Annotated in this window: 16 protein-coding genes; 8 read left to right on the top strand and 8 right to left on the bottom strand. The window is 47.2% G+C overall.

Features of this window, described 5'->3' with window-relative positions; genetic code table 11:
* Window positions 1-10: 10 nt before the first annotated feature.
* From lsa66 to EHQ17_RS11095, 3 genes are all read right to left on the bottom strand, one after another.
* Window positions 11-1780 carry a fibronectin-binding adhesin Lsa66 gene (gene lsa66 / locus EHQ17_RS11105; protein ID WP_135594842.1) on the bottom strand — a complete coding sequence of 590 codons (1770 nt, stop codon included), beginning with the start codon at window positions 1778-1780 and terminating at the stop codon, window positions 11-13.
* A gap of 65 nt (window positions 1781-1845) precedes the next feature.
* Window positions 1846-2394 (bottom strand): NUDIX hydrolase, encoded by a 549-nt coding sequence (locus EHQ17_RS11100; RefSeq protein ID WP_135594546.1) that lies wholly within the window; start codon window positions 2392-2394, stop codon window positions 1846-1848.
* On the bottom strand, window positions 2391-4328 hold the full coding sequence (locus tag EHQ17_RS11095; protein WP_135594548.1) for a carbon starvation CstA family protein: 1938 nt from the start codon (window positions 4326-4328) through the stop codon (window positions 2391-2393). Before EHQ17_RS11095 ends, EHQ17_RS11100 begins: the two co-directional genes overlap by 4 nt.
* 146 nt (window positions 4329-4474) lie before the next feature.
* Between EHQ17_RS11095 and EHQ17_RS11090 the strand changes: the two genes are divergently transcribed.
* The 8 genes from EHQ17_RS11090 (at window position 4475) to EHQ17_RS11055 (ending at window position 10336) form a co-directional block, all read left to right on the top strand.
* On the top strand, window positions 4475-5350 hold the full coding sequence (locus tag EHQ17_RS11090) for a J domain-containing protein (RefSeq protein ID WP_135594551.1): 876 nt from the start codon (window positions 4475-4477) through the stop codon (window positions 5348-5350).
* Window positions 5351-5998: a CBS domain-containing protein gene (locus EHQ17_RS11085; RefSeq protein ID WP_135594553.1), complete on the top strand. Its 648-nt coding sequence runs from the start codon at window positions 5351-5353 to the stop codon at window positions 5996-5998. It abuts the gene before it with no gap.
* Between the two features lie 123 nt (window positions 5999-6121).
* Window positions 6122-6742, top strand: coding sequence for a GNAT family N-acetyltransferase (locus tag EHQ17_RS11080; RefSeq protein ID WP_135594555.1), 621 nt, complete (start codon window positions 6122-6124; stop codon window positions 6740-6742).
* 4 nt (window positions 6743-6746) lie between these two features.
* Window positions 6747-7229 carry an acyl-CoA thioesterase gene (locus EHQ17_RS11075; RefSeq protein ID WP_135594557.1) on the top strand — a complete coding sequence of 161 codons (483 nt, stop codon included), beginning with the start codon at window positions 6747-6749 and terminating at the stop codon, window positions 7227-7229.
* Window positions 7226-8059 (top strand): helix-turn-helix domain-containing protein, encoded by an 834-nt coding sequence (locus EHQ17_RS11070; RefSeq protein ID WP_167881185.1) that lies wholly within the window; start codon window positions 7226-7228, stop codon window positions 8057-8059. Before EHQ17_RS11075 ends, EHQ17_RS11070 begins: the two co-directional genes overlap by 4 nt.
* 108 nt (window positions 8060-8167) lie before the next feature.
* Complete coding sequence (locus EHQ17_RS11065) at window positions 8168-8725, top strand: ankyrin repeat domain-containing protein (RefSeq protein WP_135594561.1); 558 nt, start codon at window positions 8168-8170, stop codon at window positions 8723-8725.
* A 60-nt stretch (window positions 8726-8785) separates the two neighbouring features.
* Complete coding sequence (rlmD, locus tag EHQ17_RS11060; protein WP_135594563.1) at window positions 8786-9970, top strand: 23S rRNA (uracil(1939)-C(5))-methyltransferase RlmD; 1185 nt, start codon at window positions 8786-8788, stop codon at window positions 9968-9970.
* 105 nt (window positions 9971-10075) lie between these two features.
* Window positions 10076-10336: a hypothetical protein gene (locus EHQ17_RS11055; RefSeq protein WP_135736180.1), complete on the top strand. Its 261-nt coding sequence runs from the start codon at window positions 10076-10078 to the stop codon at window positions 10334-10336.
* 225 nt (window positions 10337-10561) lie between these two features.
* On the opposite strand, the gene EHQ17_RS11050 is transcribed toward EHQ17_RS11055, so the two are convergent.
* From EHQ17_RS11050 to EHQ17_RS11030, 5 genes are all read right to left on the bottom strand, one after another.
* Entirely contained in the window at window positions 10562-10954 is a 393-nt protein-coding gene (locus tag EHQ17_RS11050) for a TIGR04452 family lipoprotein (protein ID WP_135594564.1), read from the bottom strand.
* Between the two features lie 174 nt (window positions 10955-11128).
* Window positions 11129-11533, bottom strand: coding sequence for a TIGR04452 family lipoprotein (locus EHQ17_RS11045; protein ID WP_135594565.1), 405 nt, complete (start codon window positions 11531-11533; stop codon window positions 11129-11131).
* Window positions 11534-11784: 251 nt separating this feature from the next.
* Window positions 11785-14100 (bottom strand): ATP-binding protein, encoded by a 2316-nt coding sequence (locus EHQ17_RS11040; RefSeq protein ID WP_135594566.1) that lies wholly within the window; start codon window positions 14098-14100, stop codon window positions 11785-11787.
* Between the two features lie 2 nt (window positions 14101-14102).
* On the bottom strand, window positions 14103-15185 hold the full coding sequence (locus EHQ17_RS11035; RefSeq protein ID WP_135594568.1) for a metallophosphoesterase family protein: 1083 nt from the start codon (window positions 15183-15185) through the stop codon (window positions 14103-14105).
* 12 nt (window positions 15186-15197) lie between these two features.
* The gene (locus tag EHQ17_RS11030) at window positions 15198-15893 is read right to left on the bottom strand and encodes a hypothetical protein (protein ID WP_135594570.1); all 696 of its coding nucleotides are present in this window, start codon (window positions 15891-15893) and stop codon (window positions 15198-15200) included.
* Between the last annotated feature and the right edge of the window lie 56 nt (window positions 15894-15949).

Below are 15949 nucleotides of genomic sequence, written 5' to 3'. Positions count from 1 at the left end.
CTTCGAAACGTTACGGGGTAAGATAAAAATCGATTCTGCGATTCTTTTCGGCTTCGTAAGTTCCGGAGCCGGGAATAAGAGGGAGAGTTTCTCCGTATCCGCGGAATCGGATTCTTCCGTACGGTACGGTTTTGGAAAAGAAATATTCGAACGCGGTTCGTGCCCGTTCTTCGGTCGATACTTGGTTCACTTCTTCGTCTCCTTGGTGGGAGGAATGCGATTGTAGTTCGATCTTATATCCCGGATAAGAATCCAAAACTCCGCGGATCGTTCCGGGAAGACTCCACCAACGCGCCTCGACCTGGGATTCCGGAACGGAAATTCGTAACGCGTGATCCTCCTCCACGACCAGGATTCCGGTCTTAAAACCGGCGCCTTGTCCGTCCGCTTCTCGACCCAATTGATCCGAGTATTTCCATTCGAAATAAAATTCGCTCAAGGATCCGACCTTAACTCCCGATTCGTCCCATCCTTCCCAAACGATTTCTTCGGGTGCCGATCCGGATCCGCTCCACGTTTTGATTTTGCGTTTGAGGGAAGTATAAGGCGGTGTTTCGTATAACGTGACTTCCCAGGATTGAAGCGGAATTCCCGAATGTTTTAAGGAGATCGAAAGAAGATCGTTTTTGCCGTCGTTGTCCGGGGTAAATTCCTTGGGAGAAACGGAAAGATCCAAATCGAAGGATTCTTTCGAAACCTGAAACGAGGACGGAACGGATTGATGTTTTTCATATCGACTATACACTGTTAGACGATATTCGTACGTTCCCTCGGAAACGGATTCCCCCGTTTGGTTCCTCAGATCCCATTTCCATTCGGAAGGAGGTTCGCCCGTGTCTCGATGACGATAGACGTTTTTTTCCTCGTTTCCTTTTTTCTGAAAAATTTCTATCTCGTAGGAATCGGATTTGAGTTTCGGAGAAACGAAAGAACTGAAACGGACGAGATTTTTCGCGCTTCCTGGAAGATACGAATACAACTTTAAATCGGAATACAAATCGATCCCGTTCGATTCGGTGCGAATCGTAAGGTCCCAGAGCGAGGTAGAAAATTCGTTTTTTCCCTTGTCGGTTCCCGTCAATCGATACGAATAATTGCCGCCGGGAAGTTGTTTACCCGAAAAATCGGTTCCGTCCCAACTGAGAACGGAAGGAACGTCCTTGTATCTCCAAGTGTAGGACTTGACGATCTTTCCCGATGAATCGAAAAATTCTCCCGTAAAAAAATCCGAACCTTCGCCTGCGACTTTCTGCGTTATGTGAAAGCGCGAAGAGGAACGATCCCCCGCCAAAAACAAAACCCTCGTCTTCGCGTTCAACTCGACATTCGGCGGTTTAGAATCGAGTACGATCGTCTTTTCTTCGGAGAGAAGATTTTCCCGATTTTCAGTAACCAATCGAAGTCTGTATTTGTATTCCCCGTCCGGAAGAAGAAATCCTTTGGAATCGTCTCCGAGCCAGTGAATCGTTTCCGGAATCGATATCTCCGACGGAACGGCTTTGGAATCGTCCTGAAAAAACGGAAGCAGAGAAAATCCTTTTTTTCTTCTGCGATCGGCACGAAACGTTTTTACGATATCGTCTCCCGCGTTTTTGACGGTAAGTTCCCAATCGGACAAACGGGGAAGCGCCGATTTGGAGATCTTAAATTCGAGACGATCGTTTTTTCCGTCCCAGTTAGGAGAAAACGAATCCGTGTTGGTCCTTAGAAAGGAATCGGCGTTCAACGCACGGGAAAAAAATACTTGGGAAAAAAGTACGAAAACGATTCCGATCCGCATAAGTACATTCTCGATGAACACCTTTTTTTTCCTATGTTTTTTTAAAACGGGAAGCCGATGTCGGTTTAGCTTTTTTTAGACGAATCTTTTCTGTCGCGCGTGCTTCCGACGTGGAGGGTGTTTTTGATCGGAGAATCCACGTATCGACGCAGCGCATACGAAACGGATAGAAACGCCAATTCTTCCCAGGGAATTTCTTCCGCGGAAAAAAGCCGGACTTCTTCCGATTCCGAACTCACGGAGAAATTGCCGTCCACGAGATCCGCCAAAAAGAACATATAAATCTGACTGATGTGAGGAATGCTGTAAACACACTGAAGTCCGACGATCCGTATTTTGGCGTTGGCTTCCTCTTCGGTTTCACGAACCGCGCCTTCCTCCACGGTTTCCCTGTTTTCCAGAAAACCCGCTGGTAAGGTCCAAAATCCTTTCCTCGGTTCGATCGCTCGTTTGCAGAGTAGTATCTTATTTTCCCAAACGGGAATACTTCCCACCACCACTTTCGGATTTTCATAGTGGACGACTGCGCAGGTTTCGCAGATAAATCGGAGACGGTTGTCTCCTTCGGGGATTTTTTTGGATACGGATCCGCCGCAGGAACTACAGTATTTCATACTTTTCTAATGCGATTCCACGTTAACGTCGCTTCGACCAAAAGCCAGAACGTCAAAAAGATCAGGGTGCCTCCGACGCCCGCCAACAAAAGATTGGGATTGGGTCCCGATAGAAAGTCGAAAAAATTCCGGATCATGGCCCAGAGCGTGACCGTTAATACGAACAACATCGGCAGGAAAGCGACTTTGATTTTTTTCTTCGTTTTCAAAAGGAAAACCGTTACAACCAAAAGCGCCAAACCGGCCAAAAGTTGATTGGTCGTTCCGAACAACTTCCAAAGGGCGAGTCCGGCCGGTTTCTTTTTACCGTCCTGTTCGATTTCCATAAACGCGAAAAAACCGATCGCAACGCAGGCGATCAGACTGGAAACGTAACGGTTTCCGACCAAGGTTCGGATCCAGGAAATTCGCGAAGACTCGGCGATCTCTTCGATGTTGTAACGCAACAATCGGGTCGCGGAATCCAGGGACGTCAACGCGAAACTGATCACGATGAGCGCGATGAATCCTTGTCCGATACTTTCCGGAATTCCTATTTGAGAAAGGAACCTTCCCGTTCCGTAGATGTACGCCCCTACCTGCGGCGCGAGCCCTTGGATCCCGGACCAGGAGCGATAAAATCCGTTCCATTCCTCCGCGGAAGAGAATCCGATCGTACAGGCGATCACCGCCGATAAACCTAACAACGATTCGCCGATCATTCCGCCGTAACCGATCGGTCTTGCGTCCGCTTCCTTATCGAGTTGTTTGGCGGTCGTACCGGAACTTACCAAAGCGTGAAATCCCGATACGGCTCCGCACGCGATCGTGATAAACACGAACGGAATCAGATCCAGACCGATCGAGGAACTTCGCACCGCCTCCGCGTTGAACGAAGGAAAATTCATAGTAATCGCGCCGCTGAAAAAACCCAAGTAGATCAGAATGATTCCCAGATACAAAAGGAAGGAGTTGATATAATCGCGGCTTTGCAACAAAAGCCAGATCGGAGTTACGGAAGCCAAAAAGGCGTAAAACAAAAGGATGTATTTCCAACTTCCGGTAGAAGGGGATGTGTTTACGTCGGCCAGTCCCGTCCACTGCAAAACGGAATCCTGCATTCCCAAAAACATGGAACCCAAGGTCGCGAGAACGCTGAAGATCGTAAGCGGCGTTAGGTGAATTCCTTTTTTGTAATGTAGAATTCCGACCAGGATCGCCAAGATTAGGATCGCCGTAGAAGGGATGACCGCTTCCGGAAAATGGCTTCTCAATCGTAGGGAAGGTTTTTCTTCGGTTCGGATTTCTCCGGGATGATCGTGGACCTCTTTTCGGACATCCTCGGTTTTCGTTTCGATCCGGGAAGAAGAAACGGAAGGATCCTCCGTTTTTAAGACCGGTTTCGTCGCGGGAACTCCTTCCCTGTCTTTTACGTTCGAAGAGGAGCTAACGTTGTCCTTCGCCGAAACGGATTTCGGATCCGCGGAGAACATTTCCGCGAGAACCAGCACGAATACTCCCATCGCCAAGGCCACCAAGAAAAATATGATCGCGTGAAACAAACTCCGAGCGCGATGACCGAGCAGATCTTCCGCAACTTGTCCGATACTTTTTCCCTGATTGCGGACCGATACCACCAAGGCGCCGAAGTCGTGGACGCAGCCTACGAAAATGCTTCCCAAAACCACCCAAACCATTGCGGGAAGCCAACCCCAAATCACGGCGACGGCCGGTCCCAACACGGGGGCCAAACCGGCGATCGAAGCGTAGTGATGTCCGAACAAAACCAAAGGTTTGGTGGGAAGGTAATCCACTCCGTCGTTAAGGACGTGTGCAGGAGTCGTTCCCGAATCGTTCTTTAGATCGAAGATCGATCTGGAAATGTAGCCCGAGTAGAATTTATATCCCAGAAAATAAACGAGAAAACACGCAAGAACCGCGATCAAAGGAAGCATAATAAGGATGGATGAGTCTAAGAAAGGATCCGAGCAAACCTTTTTTGTCTCGGGGCGAATATTTCGAATTACGATTCCGTGAACTGGATCGGAAAAAGAATTGATGAACGGATCGGCCGGGGTGGAAAATCTGGAAGGGAACGAGAATGCAAACCCGCAGTTTTGAACAGATCCGCTCGTCGCTTGAAGACATCATCTTCGACATCCAATCCGGATGTACGAACTGCGAATGGTATATCCCCGTCGAAAAGATCATCTCCGCGCTCGGGATTCGCAAAGAGGATTACTATCGGATTTTTTACGGTCTGAGAAACGACGTGCATTTTTCCTCCCGAGCCGCGGCCGGCTTTAACGAAACGCAAGCAGATTCGCTCATTCAACTTCTTTCCAAAATACTCAAGATCGAAGGGATCGAGGATGAATTTGCAAAAAACGGAATATACTTCGACGATAATTATCTTTCCGAACTTCAGATTTCCCTAAAAGAGGATATTCGGAAACGTCTGGAAAAACACGAATTGGATCGGGAACTTCTTCTTCTGCTTTCTTCGGCGACTTTGGATTTCGACGACGCTTTCGATTCCTACTTCGACGATAAGTTCAGTTTCGAACGGATCGTGGAAAACGGAATTTCGGATTTTATGGAAACGAAATCCATTTCGAACGATTACGGCGCGGACGTATTCTTAAAGAATCATATTTTTTCCGTGCTCAACACAAAACTGTTTCATCTCCGCGAAATTACGAGGGAATACAGGGACCGAGCGTATTACGAATTGTTCGGAACCTTCCGCAAAAAACCGAAAAAGAAAAAACCGATTTCCGTGTTTCAGGAAATGGATCCCGAAACGCAGAGACATTTGGACGTCCTCGGTTTCGACGGTCCGTGCACTTTGGAAGAGTTGAAAAAACGTTTTAAGGAATTGATCAAAAAATATCATCCCGACGTCAACAAGGACGGTTTGGAAATGACGCAGAGGATCATCGCGTCCTACAATTATCTCATCCTAAGGATGCGCTGATTGTTTTTCTGGATTTCCAGGGGAATTTCGGAGCCGTATGTTCCGCCGGTCCGTCCGGAAATCGTTCCTCCCTTACATTCCGTATCCGCTTCCGCTCCTCCGAAAAAGCCGGACGGGAAGGAGGAGAAACCTTCGCCCGAATCCGGTTCGTCTTCGCGTCGTTATACGGAGGTGGATTTTCTCTACAAACACAACGCTTCGTTGGGAAACGTCCGTTCCAAAACCGGTGAATCCCTTTCCGCTCTTACCGCGAAGGATCTTTCCACGGCTCCGGTGCTGACGTTTTCCGAATCGGATCCGGTCGAAAGAGCGGAGGAGATTTTCTTTAAAAAAAGATTCCGTCACGTTCCCGTAGTGGACGACAAATCGCTGTTATGCGGAATTCTCTCCGATCGAGATTGGATGTTTTGGAAGCTGAACTCTGAGGGACAAACCGTTTCTGCGAACAAAATCGGAGACGTAATGAAAACCAGGGTTTTGTCCGTCCATTCGAACGCGGGCATCGGAGAAATCGCGAAAGTTTTGTTCGAGGAAAAAATAGGATGTCTGCCCGTCGTGAGCGAAGAACGTCGAGTGATCGGAATCGTCACTCGCAGCGACGTGTTGCGCGGGATTTTAAAAGTGAACGAACGGGAATTTCTGGCTTGAACTTCTGCGGTTTTTCCCCGGATTTTTTTTGGAAGGTCGGTATGGGCCGCGTTTTCGGAAAGGACTCCGTTCTTTTTTTCGTGAAACGAATAGAATCGTAAAATACGCACAAAGAGGTCGCCGTTGAACCAAGAGATCAAAATTCGTCCCGCAAAACCCCAAGACGTCGCAGCTTGTGTTCCGTTGATTCATTCTTCCGGACCGGCCGCCTGGGATTTCGTGTTTTCACAGGGACAAAAAACTCCATTCGATTTTTTGAATACGTCTTTCGTTAAACGGGGAAATACGATTTCTTACGGAAATCATTTCGTCGCGGAGATCGGAGGAGAGGTTGCGGGAACGATTCTGAGTTATCGCCGACCTTCGTTTTTGCTTTTAAACGGAGGAACGGCGTTGAGGATCGTTTCCGTTTACGGATTTTCCGCACCTCGTGTGATCGCGAGAGGTTTGATCACGGAGGCGATGATCCAACCCCCCAAGTCGGGACGTTTGTATTTGGGTCATATCGCGGTTTCGGAAAAACGGAGAGGATTGGGAATCGGAAAAAAATTGATTCGATTTATGAAAAACCAATTTCCGGAATACTCCGTTTTGTCCTTGGACGTCTCTCAAAAAAACGAACCCGCGATCTCTTTGTACAAAGGGCTCGGTTTTCGGGTCGTGGAAGAACGGAATTTTACGGGTCCCAAGGGAATCGTTCCGGATCATTATCATATGGAAGTCGCTTCCGATTGGTTGGGTTGATTGTATGGAAGAAAAAACTCCTTCGCAAAGCTCCGCAGAAACCAGACATATCGTGATGCCCGACCACGCCAACCATTACGGAACCTTGTTCGGAGGAACGTTGATGGGTTGGATCGATATGATCGCCGTGATGGTCGCGCAAAGACATTGTGGTAAAGAGGCCGTGACCGCGAGCGTGGACCGATTGAATTTCATAGCGCCGATCGCGATCGGTGATCACGTCGTATTAAGGGCCAGCGTGAATTATACCGGAAAAACTTCCTTGGAAGTCGGGGTTCAGGTTTCCAAGGAAAATCCGTACGAAGGCACCGTGGTCAGAGCGACTACCGCGTATTTGACGTTCGTCGCGTTAGACGAAACCAAACGACCTGCTCCGGTTCCGCAGATTAAACCCGAAACGGAAGCGGAGATACGAAGATATAAAAACGCCGTCCTTCGCCAAGAATCGAATCGGGAGCTTTTACGCAAGATTCGGGAGTCGAAGTGAAACCTCGTTTTGCAAAACCGAATCCGCTCCTTTCCGACGTGGTTTCCTGTTATTGGGGTTGGGAGTTTTCGGCGTCAACTGGGGAAATATTAGAATTTCCGAAAGTATTTCCGTCCGTAGAAAACGAGATTCATATTTCTTATGCGGATCCGATACGGATCGGGTTCCGCGAAAACGAAGGCGAGAAATGGACGATTTCCCGGGGTCATATCGTGGGAAATCATCTTTCTCCGTTCCGTATCGCGCCGGTCGGGAACGTCGGTTTCTTTAACGTGCGTTTGGCGCCGGCGGCTTTTTATACGTTGTTCGGCGTTCCCGCGGAAAAGGCGGATTCTCCCGTTACGGAACTGGAGCTACCTAATAATCGAGAATATTATGATTTTCTAAATAGAATTCGGGACGCGGAAAGTTTCGAAAGGAGAACCGAGATCTCGGATTCTTATCTGCTCGGTTTAAGGAAAAAACGGAGTTCCTCGGATCCGTTGATAAACGAAGCGTTAAAACGGATCGTCGCAAAAAAGGGACGGATCAAAATCGCCGAACTACAAGAGATTTTGGGTGTCGGAAAAAAAAATCTGGAGCGTAAATTCAGACTGAACGTCGGGTATAATCCAAAGGAGTTCGCGCGTTTGGTGCGGTTTCAAAACGCGGCTTGGATGAATTCGACCGCGCGGAATTTGTCGGACCTTTCGTTGGAGGCGGGGTTTTACGACCAACCCCACTTAACCCGGGAATTTTCGGCGCTTTCCGGTTATTCTCCCGCGCTTTGGTTCGAAAAAAGGGATTTCATTCTGTCCCTTTTTTACAATACAAGACCCGCTTCCTTTTAGTAGAATAATAAGATCGCGCAAGAGAATGTCGCTTAACAACGGAAGGGTTCCCGCAGAAATCGCGGAACGAAATCCGAGAATCGATCGTGCGCGGAGGAGTCGTTTGAAATGGAAGAGGAATTACGATCGGATTCTTTTTGGAAACGTTTTCTTTTTTTCGGAGCGATCAAAGACGGTAATTGGAAACGTCTTCGTAAGCTGATTTTGAAAGGGTTTCGGGTGAACGGAAATCTTTACTACGGTTTGAATCCTTTGTCGCTTGCGGTCAAATACGCCGAGCCCGAAACGGTCCGTATTCTTTTGGACGCGGGCTGTGATCCGAATCGAAGAGACGAGATCACCGGACTCAGTCCGCTGATTCATTCTATCCTGGAAGAAAATCCGATCGAGATCGTATCGATTTTGTTGGAAGGCGGGGCCGATCCGGATCTCAAGGATTTTATAGGAATGAGTCCTTTGCATCACTGTGTCAACGAAGGAAAATTGGAGCCCTTCCGAATCCTTTTGGAATTCGGGGCCGATCCGAACGTGCAGGATAACGACGGGGTCACTTGTATGAATCTCGCGAAATCTTCTCACGGTATGTCCGAGTTCGCGGAGCTTCTGTTGAAATACGGCGCCGATCCGATGATCAAGGACAAACACGGTAAAATCTATCTGATGTGATTTTGGGTTTCGTCGAATTCAATTGACAGAGCGGGCTTTTCTAAAAGCCTGAAGGGTAGAATGAAACCTCCCGCGAGTCAATCCTGCCAACACTACCCGGAATGCGCCGGCTGCGACAGACTTCATATCGGATACGAAAAACAACTTCAACACAAACAGGAAGAAATAGAATCCGCGTTCGGCGGATTCAGGGGTTTGGAGATATTTCCGATCGTAAGAAGTCCTCGGGAACAAACCTATCGTCATAAGGTTCAGCTTCCTTTCGGTCATCGAAAGATCGGAAAAAAATCCGTATTGACCTTAGGGCTTCACAATAAAGAGAACACGTTCATCATCGATCAGAAAGAATGTAGAATTCAGGATCCCGATCTAACTACGGTCGCGGCCGCGATTCGGCACTGGGCGCGTACCGAAAATTTAAGTCCGTATAACGAAAGAAACGGAAGCGGGCTTCTGAGACATATCGTTCTTCGAAAAGCCAAAGCAAGTCAGGAAATTCTCGCGGGAATCGTTACGAACCAGAACGAACTGCCCGGAAGAAAGGATTTGGTCTCGGGGTTACATTCGTATATTAAACAATTCTTATCTAAGGAAAAGTCCAAAGCGGAATTGGTCGGAATCGTTCAGAACGTCAATCGGAGGAATACCAAAGTCGTTTTGGGCGAAAAGGAAACCACTTGGTACGGTAGACATTTCATCAAAGAACGGATCGGGACGTTGGAGTTTCATATCGGTTTATCCACTTTTTTTCAGGTCAATCCGTATCAGATAGAAAACCTTTACGGTTTGGTCGCTGCGGATTTACCCGAAAATTCTACCGTTATAGACGCGTATTGCGGCATCGGAACGATCTCGCTATTCGTCGCTTCCAAATCGAAGAAGGTCATCGGTTTGGAGGAAAATCCTATTTCCGTCCGCTCCGCGATCGGCGCCGCCAATGCGAATCGAATCGAGAACGTTCTGTTTAGAAAGGGGAAGGTTTTGCAGACCTTGTCTTCCGCCGTCGGCGAAAAACCGGATGTGATCGTCGTGGATCCGCCTCGCGAGGGTCTGGATCCGGAGACCAAAAGAATATTATTGAATTCTAAAGTGAATCGCGTCGTTTACGTCTCGTGTAACCCGGAAACTTTGCGAAGGGACGCGCTCGAACTCGTCAAATCCTTTCGTTTTGAGAAAATCACTCCGGTGGATCTGTTTCCGCATACGAGTCATCTGGAAAGTGTAAGCGTTTTTTCCCGTTCTTAGTTTGTGTTGCAAAAGAAGTGACGGAGTGCGGCTTTCCTGTGGCAAAGCGGGTTTGCGGGAACTCACACGGAATCCGCGTGGTACGGGGATTGTTCGGCTGAAAACGTGGGAACTCACACGGAATCCGCGTGGTACGGGGATTGTTCGGCTGAAAACGTGGGAACTCACACGGAATCCGCGTGGTACGGGGATTGTTCGGCTGAAAACGTGGGAACTCACACGGAATCCGCGTGGTACGGGGATTGTTCGGCTGAAAACGTGGGAACTCTCACACACGGAATCCGCGTGGTACGGGGATTGTTCGGCTTGAAAACGTGGGAACTCTCACACACGGAATCCGCGTGGGTACGGGGATTGTTCGGCTGAAAACGTGGGAACTCTCACACACGGAATCCGCGTATGAGTTCCCACAATTCCACGGATCGATCGTGGAAAACGGCGTAAAGCGCAGAATCAAACCGGCCCATTCTCGAAAAACACCGGTAAGATGAGATGAAAAATAAAAATCCCGTCATCTTCCGGAATCAGAAACTTCAAAAAAGAAATTTCTCCGAAAGGGACGGGACTAAAAACGTAGGGAATCTATAGAACTTAAATTTCGGGGAAAGGAGAATCCAAGAATGTTTTGTCCTCTTCCAACGTACATTTGGATTGAAGAACGATCGTCAAAAAGGAACCTAAAACATAACCGGTAAGTCCCTTGATTTCGGCCACACAATCGTCCACCTCGGACTGCACATAATAACCGTCCGTTTTGATGGCAGCCACTTGATCCGCAATCAGCGAAAGAATCAATGTGCTGGGTCGTCCCGAAAAAACCGTCGTGTTTACAACGTCCGTAACGATGGCTGCGTCTTTGATTTGATTCCCCGCTTCCGAACCTTTGATTCTGCCGGGAGCGATCCCGAGGGTATCGAAAAGTAAACAATTGGAAACTTGAGAAAGAAAAAACAGAATGAGAATTTTGTGAATTGCCGTTTTCAAGGTCAGCCTCTTATAATAAATTTAGGAAATTCTGAAAGGCGAACCACTCCGGTCAATAGAAAAAATAACCGCTTTGATCGACCCGCGTTCTTGAAGCGAATCACGGAAACAAATTTAAAAGTGCAAGTGCCCGATCTTCTTGCGAAAATCGGGCGAAAGAATGTTACAAAAACGTTATATTTCCGGGAACGGAGAATCCATAAACGCTTTGTCTTCCTGAATGTCGCAATCGATCTTCAAAAGTCCGACTAAAAAAGGACTCAGTACGAAGGTTCCGATCGTAGTGATCGAATCCACACACTTGTCTACGTCTTTTTCCAGATAGTATCCGTCGTCTTTGATTCCGACGAGGACGGGAGTCAGACTAGAAGTAAGGGTCGTTGCGGTCGAAGGAAACGTTCCTTCGATAAGGACGTAATAGATGAAATCCGAAGTGGACGCAGCTTCGGAAATTTTTTTCCGCGCTTCTTCGCCTTTGATTCTGCCCGGAGCAACTCCGATCGCATTAAAAAATGCGCATTGTGTGGTGCTGAACAAGAGCGCAGCGCTTATGGTGAGTAATAGAATTTTTTGCTTCATTGGATTTCCTTAATAGAATATAATTTACCTTTGAAGAAAATATAAAGTGTGTCAATAGTTAATTAAATTTAACCGAAAGAGAACGATTAAAATGAAAAAAATACGATCGATTCTATATTCGAAACGTTTGGATTGAAATCGAACTTTTTCACCCATTTCATGGATTTTTATCCGTTGGAATGACCGTAATACGATGTTATACGGATATACTGATATTTCGCATAACGTTATCGAGTCGCCCGGCTTCTACGTTAAAGTCGAATCAGATTCGTGTTTTCGAAACAGTTCCGGATTTTCGATGCGAGTTCGTCTTGTTTCGTGAAAAATAGGATTTGATACTCCGTTTCTTTCGCGAAATTTCTTAAGTAGTTCAATGCGGTTTCGGTCCGCTCCGGATCGAGGTGGATGAAGGGTTCGTCCAAAAGTAGAATCCCTTTTTTGGGAACCGTTTTTCGCGCTAAAAACAGTTTAAATACGAGATAAAAAACCGCGAGAGTACCTCCGGACAAATGATCGATGGATCGTAACGTTCCCGATCGGTCCTGCATTTTGATCCCCTCTTTTTTATCGATCGCTTCCACGTTGATCTTACGTTCCGAAAGAAGAAGATGCAGATCTTTTTCTATCTCCGATGCGACGGAAGAGAATTGTACGGATTGATCCTTGGAAATCTCCTCGATGATTTCCTGGGCGAGACGAGCGGATCTTCGTCTGGATTCCAAGTCGGAAAATTCTTTTTCGCGATCGGAAAGTTTTTGGAGCGTTTGAATCAGTTCGTTTTCCTTTTCCGGCAAAGAATCCTTGATTCTCGTATCTTCGGTGCGAACGGATAGTTTTAACTCGTTGAGACGATCTTGAAGATTTTGCAGTTCCGATTGAAGTTCCTTTTTCCTCATTTCCCGAACGGTTTTCCGGTTTTCATCTACGGGTCCGGAAGGGATTTCGTCTAACGCAACTAATTCGGTCTTATATAAAATCTCGACTTCTTCGGGGGTTTGGACGGATCGTTCCGAAGTCAGTCTCCGCGAAATTTCAACGAGATGTTTATCTGCGGCCTGAAATTCCGCGATACGTTTGTGATAATCCTGAATCGTATGAACCTGACGCTCCGACAGCCATGCCTCTTTGGAGGACGTGAGTTCCCGTAATTTTTGCCGCTCCCGTTTGACTTTGATATCGATCGAATCGCATTCCTTTTCCAAGGAAACGATTTCCTCTTTTAACGAATCGATTTTTTGTAAAACGAATTCAAAATTTTGAATCTGTTTGGAAAGAAATTGTCTCAGGTTTTCCAGGCGTTCCAGAGCGGGAATCTGAGTTTCGGGAAACGTTACGTTCCATTCCCCCGAACTTTTTTTTACGAATTCCTTTTCCTTTTCCATACTGTGTCGGATTACGACTTCGGTATGTTTTCGGGAGAACAGATAGAAACCGATTCCGATCAAAGCTCCGGAAAAGGAAACACACGTAAGAAGAAGCAGCGGTGAAGCAGAGGAAACCAGGAACGTTATCAAAGTTCCTAATAAGCCGAAACCGCCGAGCAACGAAACGATTAACCCGACGAGTTTCGAATTGCCGGAAGCGCTTTCGGTGCGGATCTCCTCTTTGAATCCGTTTTCTCTGGAAGCGGATTCGATTTTTTCGAAAAATTCCTCCGCTCTGGATTTCATTTTTTGAAGCGTAGTGGATCGAGTTTGCAGTTCTTCCGATTCCCTTTTTTTCGTTTCCACGTTTTTTCGTTTTTCGAGAAGAAGCGTTTCCGAAGCGGAACAGGATACTAGTAAAACGTCCGCTTCCTTTACGATCGATTCGAAAGAGGAAGATTCGTCTTTCGAATAACGGAAATTCTCCTTCAGTTTTTCCCGGCCCAATTTTAATTTTTGTAGTTCGCTTAACGATTCGAGGAGTTTGTTCTTCTTTTGAATTTTATTTTCCAGAACGTTTTCCTTCTCTATGTTCTGCAGAAGGTTTTCTATCTCCGAAACCCTTTCCTTATCTTTCGCGGAGTCGGAATCCTTTTGTAGATTGTTTCTGTTTCTGGAATGGAGTTCATTGATCTGCGAAACGAGCCGAGTTCGATCCGACTTCAGGATTTCTATCTCCGTCTTGAGTTTTTCGAATTGAGGGAATTCTCCGCTGTTCGGATGAGGGGAATGGATTTTTTTCAACGAAGAGGAAACGCCTTCCAGATTGACCTTGTTGTTGAAAAGTCGGCTTCTTAAAAAATCCGCCTTGATGAAACGATTGTCGAGAAACGAGAATTCCAATTCTCCTTCCCGAAGAGAAACACAATGTACGTATTGCGGAGCCGCTTCCTTGGTCAACTTCGGGATTTCTCCGAAGAGTTTGTATCCTTCGGCGCATTTTTCTCCGTAACGGGCCAGGATACTTTTTTTCGGTTCCTGACTTGCGGTGAGAAGTCCGCTTCCCAACGCGAGACGCATCGCGTCGAAGATCGTCGTTTTTCCGGACTCGTTTTTTCCCAAAAAAACCGTCGCGTCCGATCCGAACTCGAACTTGACGTCCGAGAATCTGCCGAAGGAAATCATTTGAATCGATTTTAACATTCTCAGTTTTTCCCCGCGTTTTCCTCGATTTGCTCCAACCCGATCGTAAGCACGCGATTCCAATCCGGAGGTTCGGCGCCCGTCCAAGCGGCTTTTCGTTCCATTAGTTTATCATAAAATACTTTAGCGATGGGATTGTTGATCAGCGCCGCGGAGGTTTTTATTTCCGTTTTGAATTCCATCCTTCTACAGACGCAGTTTTTTTCGAACTCCTTCAAAACCGCGGAAACGGTATGTTCGTCCTCTACGATTCCGGAGATCCGTATCCGAACCGAATCCGTTACTCCGAACTCGGAACGGATCGTTTCCAACTCGGGGATTTTTCCGGAAAGATCCGCGGTCGCGGAAAATTCCCTGTATTGACCCGCGGAGACCACGATTTTTTCCCGCAGTTCGGGAGTTCCGTTTTTGCCGAAGGAGACGATCGTCACCGTACGCGGTCCGAATTCTCCCGAGGAAACGACTCTGGGAGAACCGGGATATCGTTTTATCATAGATCCTTGTGTGGCGGATCTCCCGGAATGGATATGACCTAACGCGAGATAGTCGAAGTGCGCTTCGGAGAAAGGTCCCGAATCCAGGACGGAGTCCGCTTCTTCGGGAGAAGGGCCCAGATATTCCACGAGTTCCGTTTCCGTTCCGTGGAGAAGCGCGATCCTGTATTGCGTTTTCTTTTCCTTAAATCGAATATTCGAATCTTCTAAATTACGTTGAAACGGAAATCCGAAAAATTCGGCGGTCACTCCGTCGATCTCCTCGGTCCAACATTTTACGGACTCGCCTTTTTGCGGATAAGATAGGGGAGAAAGGTCCGCTGTTATCGGATACTTTCCGGTTGCGAGTCCCAACTCCTCGTGGTTGCCGGGGATATAAAGGATTTTGCCGCCGAAGTCGCCGAGGATTTTTTTGACTTCGTCCTTTAAAGGATCTATTTCCCCGTTTCTGTCGAAAAGATCGCCGCAGATCAGAATGTGCGTACATTTTTCTTCGCCCGCGATCGAGACGATTTCCTTTAGGACGGAAAGACAATATTCCTTTTCCTTTTGACTGAGATGAAGGTCCGCGGTGTGTAAAACTCGAATCATATTCAATTTCCGTTATGCTTGATCCAGAAAGGGGATCAGATTCTGTTCGACGTATTGGACGACCTTTTGGATCCGATCGCCGGCGTTCCACTTGTCGTCTACGATTCTGGGCGCTCCCCAAAGAAAAATCGTCTCCAAAAAAATCTTTCTCGGATCCGGGAAAAAGGATTCCAATTTGATTTCGATTCCGTGATCCTCCGGATCCTGCGGATTGAGGGGCGGTAACACGAATCTCAAACCTCCGCCCAAAATCGGTCTTCCCAATTTCTGAAGGTCGTTTTTATCCTGTCGCAGTCGTTTTTCCCAAATTTCGCCAAACGCGTGTTCGGTGGAAGAGTCGATCAACATCCGTATCGTAAGATCGCTTTTGACGGCGTTTTTGCCGCGGATCTGCCAGACTTTGTCGAAAGCGTCGATCGCCCTTTCGAAATCCTCCTCTATGGATTCGAGCGATCCTTCCGGATTTTCGGATATCACCAAAAGTTGGGTGATGTTGGGTCCTCCGTTGATCGTCTGGATCGTAAGTACGGATTGGGAACGTTGTCTCGTGAATACGTTCTGATTGGGTCCGTAGTTCGTGCCGGTGATTTCTATCCCCAATTCCTCGAGGTTGGATTGGAATTGTAGTATTTCGGTTTTGGATCGTACGACGATCGGGAGAAAAAGATCGCCGAGACCCACGTGTATGATGTTTCGATTTCGGTTCATGATCGTGTTCAAGGTCCTTTGTAGCAGGCGGACCTATTTTGAACAGAAAAGAAATT

The sequence above is a fragment of the Leptospira gomenensis genome (assembly GCF_004770155.1).
Classification (GTDB): domain Bacteria; phylum Spirochaetota; class Leptospiria; order Leptospirales; family Leptospiraceae; genus Leptospira; species Leptospira gomenensis.
Note: the sequence above shows the minus strand (reverse complement) of the source record. Positions and strands in the feature narration are given on the sequence as shown.